Here is a 19,643-nt window from a genome sequence, read left to right as displayed (position 1 = left end):
ACACTTGTTTGAGCGCGACGATCCGGGAGCCTTCGCATGACCACCGCCTATCTCTGTGACGGCATCCGCACGCCCATTGGCCGCTATGGCGGCGCGCTCTCCAAGGTTCGGGCCGACGACCTGTCCGCCATACCGCTGAAGGCCCTGGCCGCGCGCAACGCCGGCCTCGATCTCGAGGCGATTGACGAGGTGGTGCTGGGCTGCGCCAACCAGGCCGGCGAGGACAACCGCAATGTCGCCCGCATGGCCCTGCTCTTGGCCGGCTATCCTGTCGGCGTGCCGGGCGCGACCGTCAACCGCCTCTGCGCTTCGGGCCTGGAGGCCATCGGCTACGCGGCTCGCGCCATCCTGTCGGGCCACAACGACCTGCTGATCGCCGGCGGCGTCGAGAGCATGAGCCGCGCGCCGTTCGTGATGGGCAAGGCCGACAGCGCCTTTTCGCGCAACGCCGAGATCTACGACACCACGATCGGCTGGCGCTTCGTCAACCCGGCCATGCGCAAGGCCTATGGCGTCGACTCCATGCCCGAGACCGCCGAGAACGTCGCCGCCGACTACGGTGTGAACCGCGAGGACCAGGACGCCTTCGCCCTGCGCAGCCAGCAGCGGGCCGCCGCCGCCCAGGCCAACGGCTTCCTGGCCGGCGAGATCGCCCCGGTCGAAATCCCCGGCAAGGCCGGCCCGACGATCGTCGAGCGCGACGAGCATCCGCGCGAGACCACTCTGGAGGCCCTGGCGAAGCTGAAGCCCGTCGTCCGCGAAGGCGGCACGGTGACGGCCGGCAACGCCTCGGGCGTCAATGACGGCGCGGTGGCCTTGATCGTCGCCTCCGAGGAGGCCGTGAAACGCCACGGCCTGACGCCGCGCGCTCGCATCACCGGCTACGCCACCGCCGGCGTCGCGCCACGGGTGATGGGCATAGGCCCCGTGCCCGCGGTTCAGAAGCTGCTCGCCAAGACCGGTCTGTCGATCGGCGACTTCGACACCGTCGAGCTGAACGAGGCCTTCGCCGCCCAGGGGCTGGCGGTGCTGCGTCAGTTGGGCCTGCCGGACGACGGCGCGCACGTGAACCCGAACGGCGGCGCCATCGCCCTGGGCCACCCGCTCGGCGCCTCCGGCGCGCGGCTGGTGCTGACCGCCCTTCGCCAATTGGAGGCGACCGGCGGCAAGCGCGGCCTCGCCACCCTCTGCATCGGCGTCGGCCAGGGCGCGGCGCTCGCCTTCGAGCGCGTCTAGTGTCGCTGGTGGATCCGGAGTTGATCGAGGCCCTGCGCCAGACGGTGCGCGCCCTCTGCCGCGACTTCCCGCCGCCCTACTGGCGCGCCCTGGATCGCGAGAAGGCCTATCCGACCGAGTTCGTGGCCGCCATGACCCAGGCCGGACTGCTGGGCGTGCTGATCCCCGAGGAGTATGGCGGCGGCGGCCTGGGCCTGACAGCGGCGGCGGCGATCCTGGAGGAGGTCCACGCCGGTGGCGGCAACGCGGCCGCCGTGCACGCCCAAATGTACACCATGGGCACGGTCCTTAGGCACGGCTCGACGGCGCAGAAGGAGACCTGGCTGCCCCGGATCGCCGACGGCTCGATCCGCCTGCAGGCCTTCGGCGTCACCGAGCCGACGGCCGGCACCGACACCACCTCGATCTCGACCTTCGCACGTCGCGAGGGGGATGCGTATGTCGTCAACGGCCAGAAGGTCTGGACCAGCCGCGCCGAGCACTCCGACCTGATGATCCTGCTGGCGCGCACCACGCCCAAGGATCAAGTCGCCCGCAAGGCGGATGGCCTGTCGGTGTTCCTGGTCGACATGCGCGAGGCCAAGGGTCGAGGCCTCTCGATCAGCCCGATCGCCACCATGCTGAACCACGCCACGACCGAGGTCTTCTTCGACAATCTGGTGATCCCCAAGGGCAGCCTGATCGGTGAGGAAGGCAAGGGCTTCCGCTACATCCTGGATGGCATGAACGCCGAGCGGATCCTGATCGGCGCCGAGTGCCTGGGCGACGCCGCCTGGCTGATCGGCCGGGCGCGCGACTACGCCAACAGCCGCGTGGTCTTTGGCCGCCCGATCGGCCAGAACCAGGGCGTCCAGTTCCCGATCGCCCGCGCTTACGCCCAGGCCCACGCCGCGCGACTGACGATCTATGATGCGGCCGCCCGCTACGACGCCGGGCTGCCCTGCGGCGAGCAGGCGAACATCGGCAAGATGCTGGCTTCTGAGGCCTCGTGGGCGGCGGCCGACATGTGCCTGCAGACCCACGGCGGCTTCGGCTTCGCCGAGGAGTACGACATCGAGCGCAAGTTCCGCGAGACGCGCCTCTACCAGGTGGCGCCGATCTCGACGAACCTGATCCTGGCCTATGTCGCCGAGCACGTGCTCGGCCTGCCGCGCTCGTACTGATGCAAAGACGGCGGACGGCGGTCCTGGCGGCCTCGGACCTCGCCCGGCTGGCGGCGGTGCTGGACCGGCCGACGCCCGATGAAGTCCCGCCCGCCTGGCACTGGGGATGTCTGGCCGAACCGATCCCCCGAGCCGATCTCGGCCCAGACGGCCATCAGAGGCGCGGTCTGTTCCTGCCAGCGATCGAAGCGCCTCGGCGGATGTTCGCGGCGGCGGACATGACCTTCGCGGGTCCCCTCATCCCCGGCCTCGAAACCGAGCTCGTCGAGACCGTCGCCAAGATCGAGGAGAAGCCAGGCGCGAGCGGCCCCCTGACCTTCGTCACGGTCGACCGGACGTTCAGCCAGGCCGGCGAGGTCCGCGTCACCGAGCGCCAGACGATCGTCTACACCGCCGCGCCGCGCGCGCCGCGCGCGCCTGACGCTGAAGCCCGACCCAACGCCGAGTGGTCCAGAGAAACGCCTACCGATCCGGTGTTGCTATTCGCCTTCTCGGCGGCGACCTCGAACAGTCACCGCATCCACTACGACCTGCCCTACACGACCGAGGTCGAAGGCTATCCGGGCCTCGTCGTCCACGGCCCGCTGATCGCCCTACTGCTGCTCGAGGCCATGCCCGCCCGGCCGCTGAAGCGTTTTTCGTTCCGGGCGCTGAAGCCGGCCTTTGCTGGTGAGACCATCGCGGCGAAAGGACATCTCACTGACGACGGCGCTGCGTTGTGGGCGGAGGTCGATGAGGCCGTGGTGATGAAGGCGACGGCCACCTTCTAGGCCGCCCTACTCCTCCAGGGTCGACGTATCGAACCCGTGGTAGAGCGACAGGAACCGGAACGGGTGCCCCTCGACATATTCCTTGAACATCACGTTGTTGATGTCGCTCTGGGTGTCGAAGGTTCCGATCTTCGCGCTCGGGGCGTGCAGCTCCAGGTGACGGCGGGCCAGGTTCAAGGCGACCTGGTCGATCCAGCGAGTGACGGTCTCACGTGACAGTCGCGCGTCCAGATAGGCCCGCAGCCAGCGCAGCAGGATGGATGTCTCCGAAGTGGGACGTGCCAGCAGCAGGTTGGCGGTGATCCGCGAGCCGGCCTGGAAGTTCTTGTCGTTCAGGTTCAGCACCAGGTCGGCGTCGGCCCACCGCTCCAGCAGGTCGGCGACGCCGCGTTGGAGCAGCAGATCGATGTCGGAGATGAAGACCGGTCGTTGCAGCAGATCCAGCAATCCGCCCAGGCGCTGGAAACGCACCGACTGGTAGTGGGCGACCGGGATCTCGATCAGCCCCTTCGGCGGGGCCTCGAAGCACTTCGTGGTCACCGCCGAGGCGTCGAAGTCGTCGCCGACGAACACTACCCGCGGGTCATCGATCCGCACCGTCGCGGCGGCCTCGGCCAGCTTGCCGGCGCCGCCGATCACATGGATCACCACCAGGAACGGGGTGTCGCTGTGCTTGAGCACCGACAGGGCCAGCCAGCGACCATACAGCTCGACGTAGCGGGGGTCGCCAGCGGCGAAGAACACCACCTCGGCCCCGACGGCGTCGGCGTGGGCCTTCAGCCCCTCGCCATCAAGGGTCCGGCCATCGCCAGTCAGAAAGGTCTGGGGGCCGTCGTCCGGCGCTGGCGGGGTCGGGCCGTTCAGGTCCGCGCCGGTCAGGGCCTCCATCACCGCGCGGTAGTGATTGACCCAGTCGCCCCACTCCGGCCCCGGCGACTCCATGCCCATGGCCGCGGCCTCGGCCAGCAGCAGTTCGAACAGTTCGAGGCGCTCGCGGGTCAGGGGCTCGCAGAGGATCAGGCTGACAGCGTCGTGATAGAATTTCATCCGGCCTAGCGGATGCAGGCCCGACTGCGTATCGCGGGCGGTGGCGATGGCCTTGGTCAGCTCGGCGGCGACATCCAGCGCCGGTTCGGTCGGTAGCGCGACGGGGGGCGCGGGCTCGGTCGGCACGCCCTCGAAGAAGCGCCCGAGCAGGGCCAGGGCCTGAGCGCCGACCGGCAAGGCCCCCTCGCCCAGCATGACCGCGAAGTTCAGGCCGCCGCGCCAGCCGACCTGCAGCTCGAAACGCTGCGGGGCCTGCGCCCACACCGCCTCGCCCGGAAAGGTCAGGTGCTCGAGCAGCGGGGTCTTGGGCGCCAGCACCAGGGCACCGTCCAGGTGGTCGGCGGCCCAGCGGTGATGGGCGAAGCCGCGATAGGCCCCCTCGGGCTTGAGGGCCTCGAGATAGCGCGACGGCGTGGTGATCCAGCCGGCCTCGGCGATCAGCGGCAGGCGCTCCAGTAGCACGGACGGCCGGGCCAGGGTCTGGACCACGTGCGTTGCCAGCACACAGTCGAAGCGACCCTCGCGTGCGACATGGACCAGGACGGGGCCATAGGTCTCGGGATCGGAGAGGTCGCCGGGGAAATCGGCGCCCTTCCCGCCTAGCTTGGCGTCGCGCAAATCTTCCGGCCAACCGGGCGGCCCCTCGCCGACCAGCAGGACTCGAAAGTCCAGGTCCTCCGCCTTGCATCGCCGGAGCTGGGCCACCAGCCCGGACAGGTCGCCCAAGCTCGCCAGTTGGCCGAACTGCGCGGGCCGCGTCGTGCGACGCCCGAACAGATCGCCAAGCGGAACTTGGCTCACGAAGCGCCGCCTTCCCAGAGCCGGCCATCGGCGGGGATGGCCTTGACCCGGTCGCGCCGCGTCAGCTCGTGGCGATAGATGGTGTGAAGATCGGGCTCGGTCTGCATCTCGCGATCGTCACGGTCCAGCGACAGGCCGATGCGGAAGTAGGTGTCGAGATTGGTCAGGTTCGGACGCGGCCTCTGGCCCGCATGATACTCGGCGATCATCTCGCGGTAGAGGTCTTCCAGCTTGCCGGCCAGCAGGTCCATGTCGAACAACACGCAGCTGTCGCGGTTGGCCTCCAACGTCTCGCGCAGAGCCTGGGCCTTGGCGCGATCGACGCCGATCTCGACGGCCTTCTCGACATAGGCCCGCGCGCTGTCGACGACCAGCTCGGGCAGGCCAGCGCTGCGCACCAGGCTGCCGCAGACCCGCGAGGCGAAGCAGCGCCCCGACCAGGTCAGGACCGGCACGGCCATCCACAGCGCGTCCGAGGCCGTCGTATGGGCGCCGTAGGGCGTGGTGTCGAGGAACAGGTCGGCGAGGCGGTAACGAGCCAGATGGAAGGCGTTCTGCAGCTTCTGGGCGAAGACCAGACGGGTGCGATCCACGCCCCGCACCTCGGCCGCGTCGCGCAGGCGGGCGTTGGTTTCGGGATTGCTGTCCAGCAGCCACAAGACGCTGCCGGGCGTGCGCTTGAGGATCTCCATCCAACGGTCGAAGACGTGGGGCGTGATCTTCTGCGTGGCGTTGAAGCAGCAGAACACGAAGGCGTCCTCGGGCAGGCCGGCCTCGGCGCGGGTCGGGACCGTCTCCTCCACCTTCCGGCGGCGATCGTTGGGCTGATAGCAGGGGATTCGGCGCACGGCCTCCGAGTAGTAGAGCTCCATCTCCGGCGGAATGATCCACGGGTCGGCGATGATGTAGTGGTGGTAGTCGCTGCCCATCGTCCCAGGGTAGCCCAGCCAGTTGACGATGATCGGGGCCGGACGGCGGGCGAAGACCGAGGTGCGAGCGTCGCGGGTGTGGCCGTTGACGTCGATCAGGATGTCGATGCCGTCGTCGGCGATGCGCTGGGCGGCCTCGTCGTCCGACATCGGGCGGATGTCGGTGAAGTGCTCCACCGCCGCGCGGATGCGGGTGTTCAGGCCGTCACTGGACTCCGGGCCGCAGTAATAGGCGAAGACCTCGACTTTCGACTTGTCGTGAACCTCGAACAGCTCGGCCATCAGATAGCCGACGGCGTGATCACGCAGGTCGGAGGAGATGTAGCCGATGCGCGGACGCCGGCCGTTGATGTCGATCGGAGCGTCGCGGCGATCGACACGGATCTGTTCGGGCGTGACCTTGGCCTCGCGCTCGACGAAATGGTTGCCCGCGGCCAGCAGCAGCAACGGGTCGTCGGTATAGGCGGCCACCGACAGCGGATTGACGCCTTCCAGCAAGGTCTCGCGCGGGACGCGCTCCGTCGGCTGCAGGGCCGGCCACTTGCATAGGGACAGGCGCGTGGCGACCAGCTGGCCGATCACGTCCATGGCCGAGGGATCCAGTTCGGCGGCGCGCTGCAGGGCCAGCTCGGCGCGGGCCGACTGGTGCATGTCGCCCAGCAGCCGCGCGATCTGCTTGAGGCAGGTGAAGGCGTAGCCCGCGCCCACGCCGCTAATGACGACCTGGCGGTTGGCGCCCGCCTCCCAAGTGGCGACGGCCAGCTCGCCCAGCCCGGCCCGCTCCTGGATGCCGCCCAGGTTCACATAGGCAGGAAGGAAGTCGGGATTGAGCTTGATCGCCTGTTCCAACGAGGCCGCCGCGCCGGGGTTGTCGCCCAGAGCCGCCTGCAGGACCGCGCGGTTGAACAACGCCACCGACAACTGCGGGTGCTCGGCGTTGAACTTGATCCAGACCTTGTAGGCCTGGTCGGCGAGCGCTGGCTGGCCTTCCGCGCCAAGTTGCGAGGCAAGGGTGATGAGGTCGCCGAGCGAACAGTCCTCGGCGGTCAGCGTGCTGAGCAGGTTCAGCGTATCGACGTCAGCCATTGTCTTCCTGAAACCGATGGGCGGCGGACGGGCGCGCGCGAAAGCGGCGCGCGAGTCAGCGCTGCGTGATCATGGCATGGGGTTTGGAACTCGACCAATGCTCCAGAGCAAGGATCGCAAGCGGTCCGCCGTCCGCGCCTCGGGGAGGCGCGGACGGCGGACGGGATCAGCTCACCGTCAGGTAGGCCGCGATCTGGGCGTCGCTCAGGCTCTGCACCTGGGCGGTGGTCAGGGCGTTGGCCTGGGTCGTGGTCAGCGCCGCGATGTTGGTCGTCGACAGATAGTCCAGCTGGGTGGCGGTCAGGCCGGAGATCTGCGTGGCTTGCAGCTGGCCGATCTGGGTCGTGCTCAGCGCGTCGATCACGGTCGTGCCCAGCGCGCCGAGCTGACTGCTCGTCAGGGCCGCCAGCTGCGTGTCCGCCAGCTCGCCCACGTCGGTCACCGACAGACCCTTCAGCTGCGAAGCGGTCAGACCCTTCATCTGGGTCGTGGTCAAAGCGGCGGTCTGGGTGGCGTCCAGGGCCGAGACGTTGGTCGCCGAGAGGGCCGCCAATTGCAGGATGCTCAGCGCCGCGATCTGGGTGTCGATGAACTGGCCGACATCGGCCGCGCTCAAGGCCGACAACTGGCTCGGCACGATGCCCTTCACCTGGGTGCTGGTCAGCGCGCCGACCTGCGTGCCCACCAAGGCCGAGAAGGCCGTGGTCGACAGGGCGCCGACCTGGGTCGCGGCCATCAGGGCGATCTGGGCGGCCGACAGCGTCCCGGCCTGGGCCGCGCTCAGGGCCCCCACCTGGGGCGCCGTCAGGGCGGCGACCTGGGTGTCGGCCAAGTCGCCGATGTCGGTGGTCGACAGCCCCTTGACCTGGTCGAGGGTCAGACCCTTGACCTGGGCCGCCGTCAGCGCGGCGGTCTGGGCGGCGTCGAGGGCCGAGATGTTGGTCGTCGAGATCAGCGCCAACTGGGTCGGGGCCAGGCTGGCGACCTGGGTCGTCGTCAGTTCACCGATGTCGGTCGTGGTCAGGCCCTTCAGCTGGTCGGCCGTCAGCCCCTTGACCTGGGTCGTCGTCAGCGCGGCCACCTGGGTGTCGACCAGGGCCGAGAAGGCGGTCGCGCTAAGGGCGCCGATCTGGGCGGGCGACAGCGCGCCGATCTGGGTCTCGTCGAACTCGGCGACGTCGGTGACGGTCAGCCCCTTGATCTGAGCCGTCGTCAGGCCCTTCAGCTGTACCGAGGTCAGCACGCCCACCTGGGTGGCGCTCAGGTTCGAGAAACCGGTCGGCGTCATGCCGCCCAGCTGGGTCGAGCTGAGAGCCTGCACCTGCGTATCGGCCAGGGCGGCGATGTTGGCGGTGTTGAGGCCGCCCATCTGGAGCGCCGTCAGGCCCTTGATCTGGGTCGTCGACAGCGCGGCCAGCTGGGTGTCGCGCATCAGCGAGACATTGGTGGACGAAATCGCGCCCAACTGGGTGGCCGTGAGGCCGCCGACCTGGGTGGTCGACAGTTCCTGCAACTGGCTCGGGACCAGGGCGCTGATCTGGGCCGGCGCGAGCTGGCCGATCTGGGTCGCCGACAGCTCATCGATGTCGCTGACCGACAGACCCTTCAGCTGGGTCGTGTTCAGCGCCTGGAGCTGGGTGTTGGCCAGAACCGCGACCTGGGTGTCGGCCAGGGCCGAGATGTTGGTCGCCGACAGCTGCTTCATCTGGTCCGCAGTCAGGGCGCGGATCTGGGTGGTCGAGAACTCTCCGATGTCCGTGACCGTCAGGCTCTGCAGCTGGCTGGGCGCGATACCCTTGATCTGGGTGGCGTTCAGCGCCGCGACCTGGGTCTGGCTCAACTGCGAGAAGCCCGTGGTGCTGAACGCGCCCACCTGCAGGGCCGAGAGCCCTTGGATCTGGGTGTCGGCCAGACGGTCGAGCGCGCCGCCCGAGGCTAAGCCCTTGATCTGGGTGGCGGTCAGGCCCTTGACCTGGGTCGAGGTGATGGCCGCGAACTTCGTGTCGTTCAGGCTGTTCAGGGACGTGACGTCGAAGCCGCTGAGCTGGGCACCGCTCAGCGAGCCGATCGCCGTCTCGCTCAGTTGCGTAACCGGAGGGCCCATGCCGGTGATCTGGGTAGCCGTGAGGCCCTTGACCTGGGTCGTGGTCAGGGCGCCGGCCTGTGTCGCGCTCAGCGATCTCAGGTTGGTCGCCGACAGCGCGCCGATCTGGGTAGACGACAGCGCGGCGACGTTGGTGTCGCCGAAGCTGCCCAGGATGCCCTGCGGCAGCGCGCCGATCTGGGCCGTCGTAAGACCGGGGATCTGGGTCGCTTCTATGCTCTGGTAGAAGGCGCCGGCGAAGCTACCGATGGCTTCCTTCTTGATCGCGCCGATCTGGCTCGCGGTCAGCGACTTGACCGCAGTGCTGCTGAGCGACGTGATGTTGGTCGATGTGAGCGCCCCCACCTGCGCCGTGGTCAGACTAGCAAGCTGCGTGCCCGTCAGCTCGTTCAGCGTGCCACCCCCGACCCCCGCCAGTTGGGTGACGGTCAGCGCCTTCAGCTGGCTGGCCGTCAGCGCTTGGGTTTGCGTCGTGCTGAGGAAGTCCAGCATGGTCGTCGGCAGGGCCGACAGCATGCTGGTTGACATCGCCGCTGTCTGTGTCTCGTCGAGAGCGTCCACGAAGGAGAACCACAGGCCGTTCGCCTGCGTGCCCGTCAGCCCGCCCATCTGGGTGGTCGTCAGAGATCCGATCTGGGTCGAGTTCAGACTGTTCAGGGCGGTGGTGGTCAACGCCCCCAGCTGGCTGGCGGACAGCTTGGCCACCGCGGTCGAGAACTCGAAGGTGTTGAAGGCGTCCAGGGCCTTCAGCTGGGTGGCCGTCAGGCCCTTGACCTGGGTCGCGGTCAGGCTCTGCACCTGGGTCCCGTCCATGGCCAGGAAGGCGGTGTTGCTGAGCGCGCCCACCTGGCTGGCGGTCAGGCCGGCCAGTTGGGTCGTCGACAGCTCCTGAACCTGGGTGTCGGCCAGGGCGCCGATCTGCAGCACCGAAAGCGCGCCGATCTGGTTCGCCGACAGCTCGTCGATGTCGGTGACCGACAGGCCCTTCAGCTGGGTGGCGTTCAGCGCCTGGATCTGGGTGTTGGCCAGAACCGCGACCTGGGTGTCGGCCAGGGCAGAAATGCTGGCCGCCGAGAGGTTTTTGACCTGGTCGGCCGTCAGGGCCTGGATCTGGGTCGTCAGCAGCTCGCCGACGTCGGTGACCGTCAGGTTCTTCAGCTGGTCAGCGGTCAGACCCTTGATTTGCGTCGTCGTCAGGGCCGCCACCTGATTGGCGTCCAGGGCCGAGAAGCCGGTGGCCGTCAGCGCGCCGACCTGCGCCGCCGAGAGCGCGTTGACCTGGGTGGTCGACAGTTCACCGACGTCGGTGACCGTCAGCGCCTTCAGCTGCGAGGTCGAGACGCCCTTGATCTGGGCGGTCGACAGAACGCCGACCTGGGTGGCGTCCAGAGCCGAGAAGCCCGTGGCCGAGAGCGCGCCCAGCTGGGTCGGCGTCAGGGCCTTGACCTGGGTCGTCGAGAACTCGGCGATGTCGGTGGCGTTCAGCGCGCCCAGCTGCGAGGCGGTCAGGCCCCGGATCTGGGTGTCGTTCAGCGCGCTGACCTGGGTGGCGTCCCAGGCGGCGAACTTGGTCGCGCCCAGCGCGCCGATCACCGAGGCGCTGAGGCCCGAGATCTGGGTGGTGGACAGGTCCGCGACGTTCAGCGCCGCGATCTGGCCGCTCGACAGCGCGCCGATCTGGGTCTGGTTCAGTTCGCCGATGTCCGTGACGCTCAGGCCGGCGATCTGGGTGTTGGTCAGACCCTTCATCTGGGTCGCCGTCAGGGCGGCGGTCTGCGTTGCGTCCAGGGCCGAGAGGTTGGCGGCCGAGAGGTTCTTGATCTGGTCGGCGCCCAGGGCGCCGATCTGGGTCGCGGACAGTTCGCCCACGTCGGTGAGGGACAGGCCACTGATCTGGGTGGCGGTCAGGCCCTTCATCTGGTTCGCCGTCAGCGCCGCCACCTGGGTGTCGACCAGGGCCGAGAAGTTGGCCGCCGACAGCGCGCCGATCTGGACGGTCGACAGGGCCGACAGCTGGGTCGTGTTCAGCTCGCCGATGTCGGTGACCGAAAGGCCCTTGATCTGCGCGGTCGTCAGGCCCTTGATCTGCGTCTCGTTGATCAGCGAGACCTGGGTCGAATTCAGGGCGGAGAAGCTGGTCGCGGCCATGGCGCCCAGCTGGCTCGCGCTCAGCGCCTGGATCTGCGTATTGGCCAGGGCGGCCACGTTGGTGGTGGTCAGCGCCGCCACCTGGGCGGTGGTCAGGCCCTTCAGCTGGGTCGAGGTCAGGGCGCCCATCTGGGTGGCGTCCATCAGGCTGAAATTGGTGGCCGTGATCGCGCCGACCTGCGTGCCGTTAAGGGCGCCCAGCTGCGTGGTCGAAAGCTCCTGAACCTGGGTCGAGGCCAGGGCGGTCAGCTGGGCGGCCGACAGCGCGCCAACCTGGGTCGCCGACAGCTCGTCGATGTCGGAGACCGACAGGCCCTTGAGCTGGGTCGTGTTCAGCGCCTGGATCTGCGTGTTGACCAGGACGGCTATCTGGGTGTCGACCAGGGCCGAGATGCTGGCCGCCGAGAGGTTCTTGATCTGGTCGGCCGTCAGGGCCGAGACCTGCGTGGTCGACAGTTCGCCGATGTCGGTGACAGTCAGGTTCTTCAGCTGATCAGCCGTCAGGCCCTTGATCTGGCCCGTCGAGATCTGCGCCATCTGGGTGGCGCTCAGGGCCGAGAAACCCATCGAGGTCATGGAGCCCAGCTGGGTCGCCGTCAGGGCGCCGATCTGGGTGTCGGCCAGGTCGCCGATGTCGGTGATCGACAGGGCCTTCAGCTGCGAAGAGGTCAGTCCCTTCATCTGCGTGGTCGTGAGGGCCGCCGTCTGGGTCGCGTTCAGCGCGGTGAAAGCCGTCGCCGTCAGGGCGCCGACCTGGGCCGCGCTCAGGGCGCCGACCTGGGTCGCGGCCAGCTCGCCGATATCGGCGGCCGTAAGAGCGGCCAGTTGAGCGCTGGTCAGGCCTTTCACCTGGCTCTCGGTGAGCGAGCCGACTTGCGTGGCGTCCAGGGCCGCGAAGTTCGTCGCCGACAGCGCACCGACCTGCGTGGCGGTCAGCTGACTCAGCTGAGCCGTCGAAAGGCTCTTCACGTTGGTCAGGTTCAGAGCCGACAGCTGCGAGGTCGCCAGGGCGCCGATCTGGGTATCGGCCAGTTCGGCGATGTCGCTGGCCGTCATGGCCTGCAGCTGGGCCGCGGACAGACCCCTCACCTGCGTGCTGCTCAGCACCGCGACCTGGGTGTCGACCATCGCCGAGACGGCGGCCGTGCTCAGGTTCTTGATCTGGTCGGCGCTCAGCGCCTTGACCTGGGTGGTGGTCAGCTCGCCGATGTCGGTGGTCGTCAGGTTCTTCAGCTGATCGGCCGTCAGACCCTTCACCTGGGTCTCGGTCAGGGCCGCCATCTGGGCGGCGTTGAGCGCCGAAAGATTGGTCGTGGACATCGCGCCCAGCTGGGCGGTCGTCAGGGAGGCGACCTGGGTGGTCGAAAGCTCGCCCACATCGGTGGTCGTCAGCGCCTTGATCTGGTTGGCCGTCAGGCCCTTGATCTGGGTTTCGTTGATCAGCGAGACCTGGGTGGCGCTCAACGCGGAGAAGCTGGTCGTCGAGATCGCGCCCAACTGGGTCGACGAGAGCCCGCCGATCTGAGTGTCGGCCAGATTGCCGACATTGGCCACGGTCAGGGCCCCCACCTGCTGGGCGGTCAGGCCTTTGAGCTGGGTCGTGGTCAGAGCGCCCAGCTGCGTGGCGTCCATCAAAGTCAGATTGGTCGTGCTGACCGCGCCCAACTGAGTCGAGCTGAGGCCGCCGATCTGGGTGGTCGTCAGCGCCTGCGCCTGGGTGGTGGCCAGGACGCCGACCTGGGCGGCCGTCAGGGCGCCGACCTGGGTCGAGGACAGCTCACCGATGTCGGTGACCGTCATGCCGCGGATCTGGGTCGCGCTGATCCCAGCGATCTGGCTGTTGTTCAGCCTTGCGACCTGGGTGTCGGCCAGGGCCGAGAAGGCGGCCGCCGTCAGCGAGCCCAGTTGGGTCGGCAGCAGGGCCTCGACCTGGGTCGTGGACAGTTCGCCGACATCGGCGGCGCTTAGCCCCTTCAGCTGATCGGCCGTCAGCCCCTTGATCTGAGTCGTCGTCAGCGCCGCCACCTGGGTGTCGGCCAGGGCCGAGATGTTGGTGGAGGTGATGGCGGCCAACTGGCTGTTCGCCAGGGAGCCGATCTGGGTCGTCGTCAGCTCGCCGATGTCGGTGGTCGTCAGGGCCTTCAGCTGGTTGGCCGTCAGACCCTTGATCTGGCTCGTCGACAACGCCGCCACCTGCGTGGCGTCCAGGGCCGAGAACGCGCCGGTGGTCAGCGCGCCTAGCTGGGTCGCGCTCAGGAAGCCGACCTGCGTGGAGGTCAGCTCGCCGACGTCGCCGACGCTCAGGGCGGACATCTGCTGGGCCGTCAGGCCCTTGATCTGGTTCTCGGTCAGGCCGCCGACCTGGGTGGCGTTCAGGGCCGCGAAGGCGGAGGTCGACAGGGCCGCGACCTGGGTCGAGGCTAGTACCCCGATCTGGTCGGTCGAAAGCGTCGCGGCCTGGCCCGTGGTCAGGGCGCCAAGCTGAGCGACGCTGAGGCCGCCGATCTGGGTCGAGGACAGCTCACCGACGTCGGTGACCGTCATGCCCTTGATCTGGTCGGTGGTGACGCCCTTGATCTGCGTCGTCGTCAGCACGGCCATCTGCGTGTCGGCCAGGGCCGAGAAGCTGGCGACGGTGAGCGCGCCGAGCTGAGCCGCCGAGAGCGCGCCGACCTGCGTCGTCGACATCTCGCCGACATCGGTGGCGGTCAGGCTCTTGATCTGCGCGGCGGCCAGGCCGGCGATCTGGGTGGTGGTCAGCGACGCCATCTGGCTGGCGTCGAGGGCCGACACGTTGGTGGTCGACAGCGCCGCGACGCGATCCACGCCAAGGGCGGCGATCTGGGTGCCGACCAGTTCGCCGACGTCGCCGACGGTCAGCCCCTTCGCCTGGGCGACGCTGACGCCCTTGATCTGATCCTGGCTCAGGGCGGCGATCTGCGTGCCGACCAGGCCCGAGAAGTTCGTCGCCGACAGGGCGCCGATCTGCGTCGAGCCGAGGCTGGCGATATGCGACACATCGAGGGCCGCAAGCTGGGTCGAGGTAAGCGCCGAAACCTGGTTGGTCGAGAGCTGCGTCAGCTGGGTGACGTCGAAGACCACCGATGTCGCGAACTTCGGGATCTGAGTGGTGGTGAGCGCCTTGACCTGGGTCGCGCTGAGCGCGGCGACCTGGGTGTCGGCAAGCGCGCCGATCCCCGTCGCGCTGATCGCGGCGATCTGGGACCCGTTTAGGGACTGGATGTCGGTTGTGGACAGCCCCTGGATCGCCGTGATCGAGAGGTTCGAGATCTGCGCTGCAGAAAGGCTCGAGATCGACATTCACCCACCCTTGCTGGCCGACACGCACCTGCGCGCCCGGACGCAAACCATGGAGACGCCCCCCAAAACTCAAGCGCCCCGCGACAAGCCAGACTATGGCCCGATTCCGGTAACCATATTTCCTTTCCAAGTCCTTTCAACGAGACATGCCGACGCAGCGCTATACATGCCACGCGAGTTTACGGGCGCGCCTATATTTCGGCCCGCCGGAAGCGCGCATAAGCCTTATGAAGTAAGGTGTTGGCTTCGCGTTGCGCCGCCCGCTCACAGCGCCTGGACAGGCGACGTCAAGCTTAGCGCGCGCTTAACGCGAATGCTTTGAAGCGAAGCGTCGGCCGCTTTTAGGCCCAAACTCCTAACGTCACCGATTCGGGTTCAACCCTGGCCGGCCCCTAGCAGCTCGAAACTGGCCATCAGGCCGTCGACGGCGGAATTGGCCAGCCAGACGTCGAACATTCCCGGCTCGGCGATCCAGTAATCGTTGTCGCCGACGAACATCAGGTTCTCACGCTTCAGCTCGAACCGCACCTCGCGCTCGGCTCCAGGAGCCAGGGAGACGCGCTGGAAGCCCTTCAGCTCGCGCACCGGCCGGGTGCGGCTGGCGACCCGATCGCGGATATAAAGCTGGACGACGTGGTCGCCGTGCAGATTGCCGCTGTTCCTGACCTTGGCGGTGATATGCAGCGTGTCGGTCCACCCCAGCCGCGCCGTCGACAGCTTCATATCGGTGATGTCGAAGCGCGTGTAGCTGAGCCCGAAGCCGAACGGATAGAGCGCGTCGTTGCGGATCGAGCGCCAGCGCGCCTTGTACTCCTGGCCGTTCGGATCGACTGGGGCCGGGCGGCCGGTGGTGCGGCCGTTGTAGAAGAACGGCTCCTGGCCGCTGTCGATCGGGAAGCTGACCGGAAGTCGGCCCGAGGGGTTCACCACGCCGAACAGCACATCGGCCACGGCGTTGCCCATCTCGCTGCCCAGGAACCAGGTCGCCAGGATGGCCGGGGCGTCGCGGACCACGCCCTCCAGCTGAATGGCGCGGCCGTGGCGCAGCAGCACGACGACCGGCTTGCCCGTCGCGGCGATCGCCTCGGCCAGGCGCTGCTGGACCGGCGGGATGCGGATATCGGTGCGCGACTTGGCCTCGCCGGTCATGTCCTGGCTTTCGCCGACGGCCAGCAGGACGATGTCAGCGGCTTGAGCCGCGGCGACCGCGCGCTCGAAGCCGCCGGCGATGGTGGTCTCGACCTCGCAGCCGCGCTCGACGATCAGGCTCCCCGGGTCGACCAGTTGGGCGCGAAGGCCGGTGGCCAGATCGACGTTAAGGCGGCGGTCGGCGAAGAATCCGCCCCAGGCCCCCAGCACATTGTCGCGGTCGTCGGCGAACGGACCGATCAGGGCCAGACGCTTGCCGGCCTTGGACAGAGGCAGCAGGGCGCCGTCGTTCTTCAGCAGCACGATCGAGCGCGCGCCGGCCTCGCGGCTCAGGGCGCGCAAGGCGGGCGTGGCGGTTCGCTGCGCCTCCGCGCGGGGGTCCAGCGAGCGGTAGGGATTGTCGAAAAGACCGATCGCCTCCTTCAGGGCCAGCACCCGGCGCACGGCCGCGTCGACCGTGGCCATCGGCACGGCTCCCGAGGCGACCAGTTCCGGCAGGTAGCGGTTGTAGAGGCCGCTCTGCATGCTCATGTCGACCCCGGCCAGGATCGCCAGGCGGGCGGCGTCGCGGTCGTCGGCGGCGAAACCGTGAGCCACCAGTTCCTGGTCGGCCGTGTAGTCCGAGACGACCACGCCCTTGAAACCCCACTCACCGCGCAGAATGTCGGTCAGCAGCATCTTGTTGGCCGTGGCCGGGATCCCGTTGACGTCGTTGAAGGCCGACATGGTCGTCAGGGCCCCGGCCGCGAAAGCGGCCTGGAACGGCGGCAGGTGGATCTCACGCAAGGTCGCGTCCGAGACCTCGACGGAGTTGTATTCCAGGCCGGCCGTCACCGCGCCATAGGCGGCGAAGTGCTTGGGCGTGGCCAGCAGACTGTCGTCGGCCTTCAGGTCCTTGCCCTGGAAACCACGCACGCGGGCGGCGGCCATCACCTCGCCCAGATAGACGTCCTCGCCCGCCCCTTCCGCCACCCGGCCCCACCGTTGATCCCGGGCGACGTCGACCATCGGCGCGAAGGTCCAGTGCAGGCCCGAGGCCGTCGCCTCCAGGGCGGTGGCGCGGGCGGTGCGCTCGGCCAGGTGCGGGTCGAAACTGGCGGTCTCGCCCAGCGGGATCGGGAACACGGTGCGGAAGCCGTGGATCACGTCGGCGGCGAACAGCAGCGGGATCTTCAGGCGGGAGCCCTCGATCGCGGCCTTCTGGGTGTCGCGCGCAGCCTGGGCGCCGACGCCGTTGAACAGCGCGCCGATTCGGCCGGCCTTGACCTCCGCCAGCAGGATCTGGGCGTTGCGGATATTGACCAGCGGGTTCATGTCGCCGATCGGCGGCCGGATCATGTCGGCGAAGCACGACAGCTGGCCGGCCTTCTCCTCGACCGTCATCTGGGCCAGCAGCCCTTCGACGCGATCCGAGGCCCGGGCGAAGGCGCGGGGGGCGGTGACGGCGAGGCCCGACAGGGCCGTGGCGCCGGACAGGAAGGCGCGCCGGCTTGGCCCCCGGGGGCCGCCGTTCGTCGTCTTCAAAGCCATGGAATCCCCCGGGGACGCTTCACGAGGCCGGCAAAATTGCCGCTAAAGCGTCCTGGCGCAACCGCGCTCGCCTATTCGGCGGGATGCAGGACCGTCTCGGCCGGAACGCGAGCGGTGTTGTAGGTCTCAAGGTCCAGGATCCCTTCGCGCTTGGCCACGATGGTCGGGACCAGCACCTGGCCGGCGACGTTCACGGCCGTGCGGCCCATGTCCAGGATCGGGTCGATGGCCAGCAGCAGGCCCACGCCTTCCAGGGGCAGGCCCAGGGTCGACAGGGTCAGGGTCAGCATCACCGTCGCGCCGGTCAGGCCCGCCGTGGCGGCCGAGCCGATCACCGAGACGAAGACGATCAGGAAGTAGTCCGACCAAGCCAGGTGCACGCCGAAGAACTGCGCCACGAAGATCGCCGAGATCGCCGGATAGATGGCCGCGCAGCCGTCCATCTTGGTGGTCGCGCCGAACGGCACGGCGAAGGCGGCGTAGGCGCGCGGCACGCCCAGGCTGGTCTCGGTCACGGCCTCGGTCACAGGCAGTGTGCCGACCGACGAGCGCGAGACGAAGCCCAGCTGGATCGCCGGCCAGGCGCCCTGGAAGAACTTGATCGGGTTGAGACCGTTCAGGGCCAGGATTGTCGGGTAGACCACCAGCAGCACCAGGGCCAGGCCGATATAGATCGCGCCGGTGAAGGCGCCGAGCTGACCCAGCGTCGTCCAGCCGTACTGCGCCACGGCGTTGCCGAACAGGCCGACGGTGCCGATCGGAGTCAGGCGGATCACCCACCACAGCACCTTGCGCACGATCGCCAGGGCCGAGGCGTTGAACTTCAGGAAGGCCTCGCCCGCCTCGCCGACCTTCAGGGCCGCGACGCCTGTGACCAGCGAGATGACCACGATCTGCAGCACGTTGAACGACAGGCCCGTGGTCGCCGCGCCCTCAGTGATCTTGGTCGAGGCGGCCAGGCCAAGGATATTGGCGGGGACCAGGCCGGTCAGGAAGTCCAGCCACGAGCCATGGGTCTTGGGAGCCTTGGCAGCTGCGGCCTCGACCGTGGTGTGCAGGCCCGGCTGCAGGATCAAACCCAGCGCGATACCGATCAGCACGGCGATCAGGGCGGTGACCGCGAACCAGAACAGGGTCCGCCAGACCAGGCGCGCGGCGTTCTGCAGCTGGGCGATGTTGGCGATCGAGGCGACGATAGCCGTGAACACCAGCGGCGGCACCAGCACGCGCAGCAGCTGGACGAAGATCGCGCCAACCTGGTGCAAGGTCTCGGCCAGGGCGTAGCCCGCCTGGCCTTCGCCCGGTCCCAGGTTGCGGGCCAGCAGGCCCAGCCCGAGGCCCAGAGCCATGGCGACCAGGACCTGGACTCCGAACCCGCTGATGAAACGGCTGCTCTTCGGCTGGGCGACGGCCATGCGCGATCCTCGACAAAGGTGAGGATGGAATGTCGTGCCGCACGGTGGGATTTACGAGCGAGGTTTTTCGGTGGTCGCCCCCAGGAAAACTGAAACGGAGCCTGTGCCTAAAGACGCGGCAACCACAGTCCCAGGGTGGCGAAGACGCCGCCCGCCGCCGTCGCCAGGGTGACCACCGCCATGCCGCCCGCCATGGCCAGCTTGGCCCCAGCCCCGCCCCGGTCTCGCGCCAGCAGGTAGAGCTCCAGGATTGCGACCGGGACCAGCACGTGACCGAAGGCCAGGGCGATGTCGAACGGTCCGTCGAACGCCTTGGTGTGCCCCACCGGCCCCTGGTTGGCGGCGAACCACAGCATCATGCCCAGGCGGTAGAAGAACACGCCCAGCATCAGCACGAAGGCCCGCAGCGCCCAGCGTCCATGTAGGTCGAACCGCCTCTTCCGCGCGAACCGCAGCGCCTGGCCCGCGCAGAGCATCAGCAGCACCGCGTTCAGCATGTTGCCGATCGCCATATAGGTTCCGGCCACCGCGCCCCGGGTGAAGGCGATGAACAGGCCCGACAGCGCGATGGCGAAGGCCACGACGATGAACGCCCGCCCGTTCCAGCGGTGAAACCTCGGCGCTTTTCCGCGGATCCCCGGAACCAGTTGCAGCGAGCCGGCGAAGGTCACGAATACCGCCATCAGCAGGTGGACGCCCAGCGCAAGGTTCCCGGCCGTGTCGCCATGATTGTAGCCATGTCCCGCCGGCAACACCGCGTTCCAGCGCTCCCAGTCTCCGGTGACGGCGCCCACGCCGTAGAGCCCGACGATATAAACTCCGAACGCCCATAGCCCCGCGACCAGGGCGACGAACCACGCGGTCGCCGAAACGCTCAGCGCCCGGCCAGCGATCTTCTCCATGTGCACGAACTCGCCAACGCATCCCTCGGCCGCAGGCTTAGA

General features: G+C 68.4%; 8 protein-coding genes and 1 pseudogene. 3 read left to right on the top strand and 6 right to left on the bottom strand.

Translation table 11 applies throughout. The features are described 5' to 3' along the window. Positions 1-36 precede the first annotated feature (36 nt). The 3 genes from pcaF to EIK80_RS07545 are packed head-to-tail and all read left to right on the top strand — an operon-like array spanning position 37 to position 3,169. Positions 37-1,236 carry a 3-oxoadipyl-CoA thiolase gene (gene pcaF / locus EIK80_RS07555; protein WP_125156343.1) on the top strand — a complete coding sequence of 400 codons (1,200 nt, stop codon included), beginning with the start codon at positions 37-39 and terminating at the stop codon, positions 1,234-1,236. Continuing rightward, a complete protein-coding gene (locus tag EIK80_RS07550) occupies positions 1,236-2,399 on the top strand; it encodes an acyl-CoA dehydrogenase family protein (protein ID WP_125156342.1) in 1,164 nt (387 codons plus the stop codon). The genes pcaF and EIK80_RS07550 overlap by 1 nt, the downstream gene beginning before the upstream one ends. Then, positions 2,399-3,169 carry a hypothetical protein gene (locus tag EIK80_RS07545; RefSeq protein ID WP_125156341.1) on the top strand — a complete coding sequence of 257 codons (771 nt, stop codon included), beginning with the start codon at positions 2,399-2,401 and terminating at the stop codon, positions 3,167-3,169. The genes EIK80_RS07550 and EIK80_RS07545 overlap by 1 nt, the downstream gene beginning before the upstream one ends. A 6-nt stretch (positions 3,170-3,175) precedes the next feature. On the opposite strand, the pseudogene EIK80_RS07540 reads toward EIK80_RS07545, so the two are convergent. The 6 genes and pseudogenes from EIK80_RS07540 to EIK80_RS07515 form a co-directional block, all read right to left on the bottom strand. Further along, a pseudogene (locus EIK80_RS07540) lies at positions 3,176-4,993 on the bottom strand (FkbM family methyltransferase); the annotation flags it as partial. Positions 4,994-5,013: 20 nt separating this feature from the next. Beyond that, on the bottom strand, positions 5,014-7,032 hold the full coding sequence (locus tag EIK80_RS07535) for an N-acetylglucosamine transferase (protein ID WP_125156340.1): 2,019 nt from the start codon (positions 7,030-7,032) through the stop codon (positions 5,014-5,016). A 166-nt stretch (positions 7,033-7,198) separates the two neighbouring features. Continuing rightward, positions 7,199-14,605, bottom strand: coding sequence for an ice nucleation protein (locus EIK80_RS07530; protein ID WP_125156339.1), 7,407 nt, complete (start codon positions 14,603-14,605; stop codon positions 7,199-7,201). Positions 14,606-14,980: 375 nt separating this feature from the next. Next, positions 14,981-17,284, bottom strand: coding sequence for a glycoside hydrolase family 3 N-terminal domain-containing protein (locus EIK80_RS07525; RefSeq protein ID WP_125156338.1), 2,304 nt, complete (start codon positions 17,282-17,284; stop codon positions 14,981-14,983). 71 nt (positions 17,285-17,355) lie between these two features. After that, on the bottom strand, positions 17,356-18,699 hold the full coding sequence (locus EIK80_RS07520; RefSeq protein ID WP_125156337.1) for a dicarboxylate/amino acid:cation symporter: 1,344 nt from the start codon (positions 18,697-18,699) through the stop codon (positions 17,356-17,358). 107 nt (positions 18,700-18,806) lie between these two features. Continuing rightward, the gene (locus tag EIK80_RS07515; RefSeq protein WP_125156336.1) at positions 18,807-19,601 is read right to left on the bottom strand and encodes a DUF2306 domain-containing protein; all 795 of its coding nucleotides are present in this window, start codon (positions 19,599-19,601) and stop codon (positions 18,807-18,809) included. Positions 19,602-19,643: the final 42 nt, after the last annotated feature.

Origin of the sequence: Caulobacter sp. 602-1, from assembly GCF_003931565.1 — a bacterium.
GTDB lineage: Bacteria > Pseudomonadota > Alphaproteobacteria > Caulobacterales > Caulobacteraceae > Caulobacter.
The sequence above is the reverse complement of the archived record's forward strand: the minus strand, read 5'-3'. Positions and strand labels throughout refer to the sequence as shown.

Coding starts and splice junctions, on each gene's coding strand:
- EIK80_RS07525 (WP_125156338.1), bottom strand. CDS start 17,284: ATGGCTTTGAAGACGACGAACGGCGGCCCCCGGGGGCCAAGCCGGCGC.
- EIK80_RS07545 (WP_125156341.1), top strand. CDS start 2,399: ATGCAAAGACGGCGGACGGCGGTCCTGGCGGCCTCGGACCTCGCCCGG.
- pcaF (WP_125156343.1), top strand. CDS start 37: ATGACCACCGCCTATCTCTGTGACGGCATCCGCACGCCCATTGGCCGC.
- EIK80_RS07535 (WP_125156340.1), bottom strand. CDS start 7,032: ATGGCTGACGTCGATACGCTGAACCTGCTCAGCACGCTGACCGCCGAG.
- EIK80_RS07515 (WP_125156336.1), bottom strand. CDS start 19,601: ATGGAGAAGATCGCTGGCCGGGCGCTGAGCGTTTCGGCGACCGCGTGG.
- EIK80_RS07530 (WP_125156339.1), bottom strand. CDS start 14,605: ATGTCGATCTCGAGCCTTTCTGCAGCGCAGATCTCGAACCTCTCGATC.
- EIK80_RS07520 (WP_125156337.1), bottom strand. CDS start 18,699: ATGGCCGTCGCCCAGCCGAAGAGCAGCCGTTTCATCAGCGGGTTCGGA.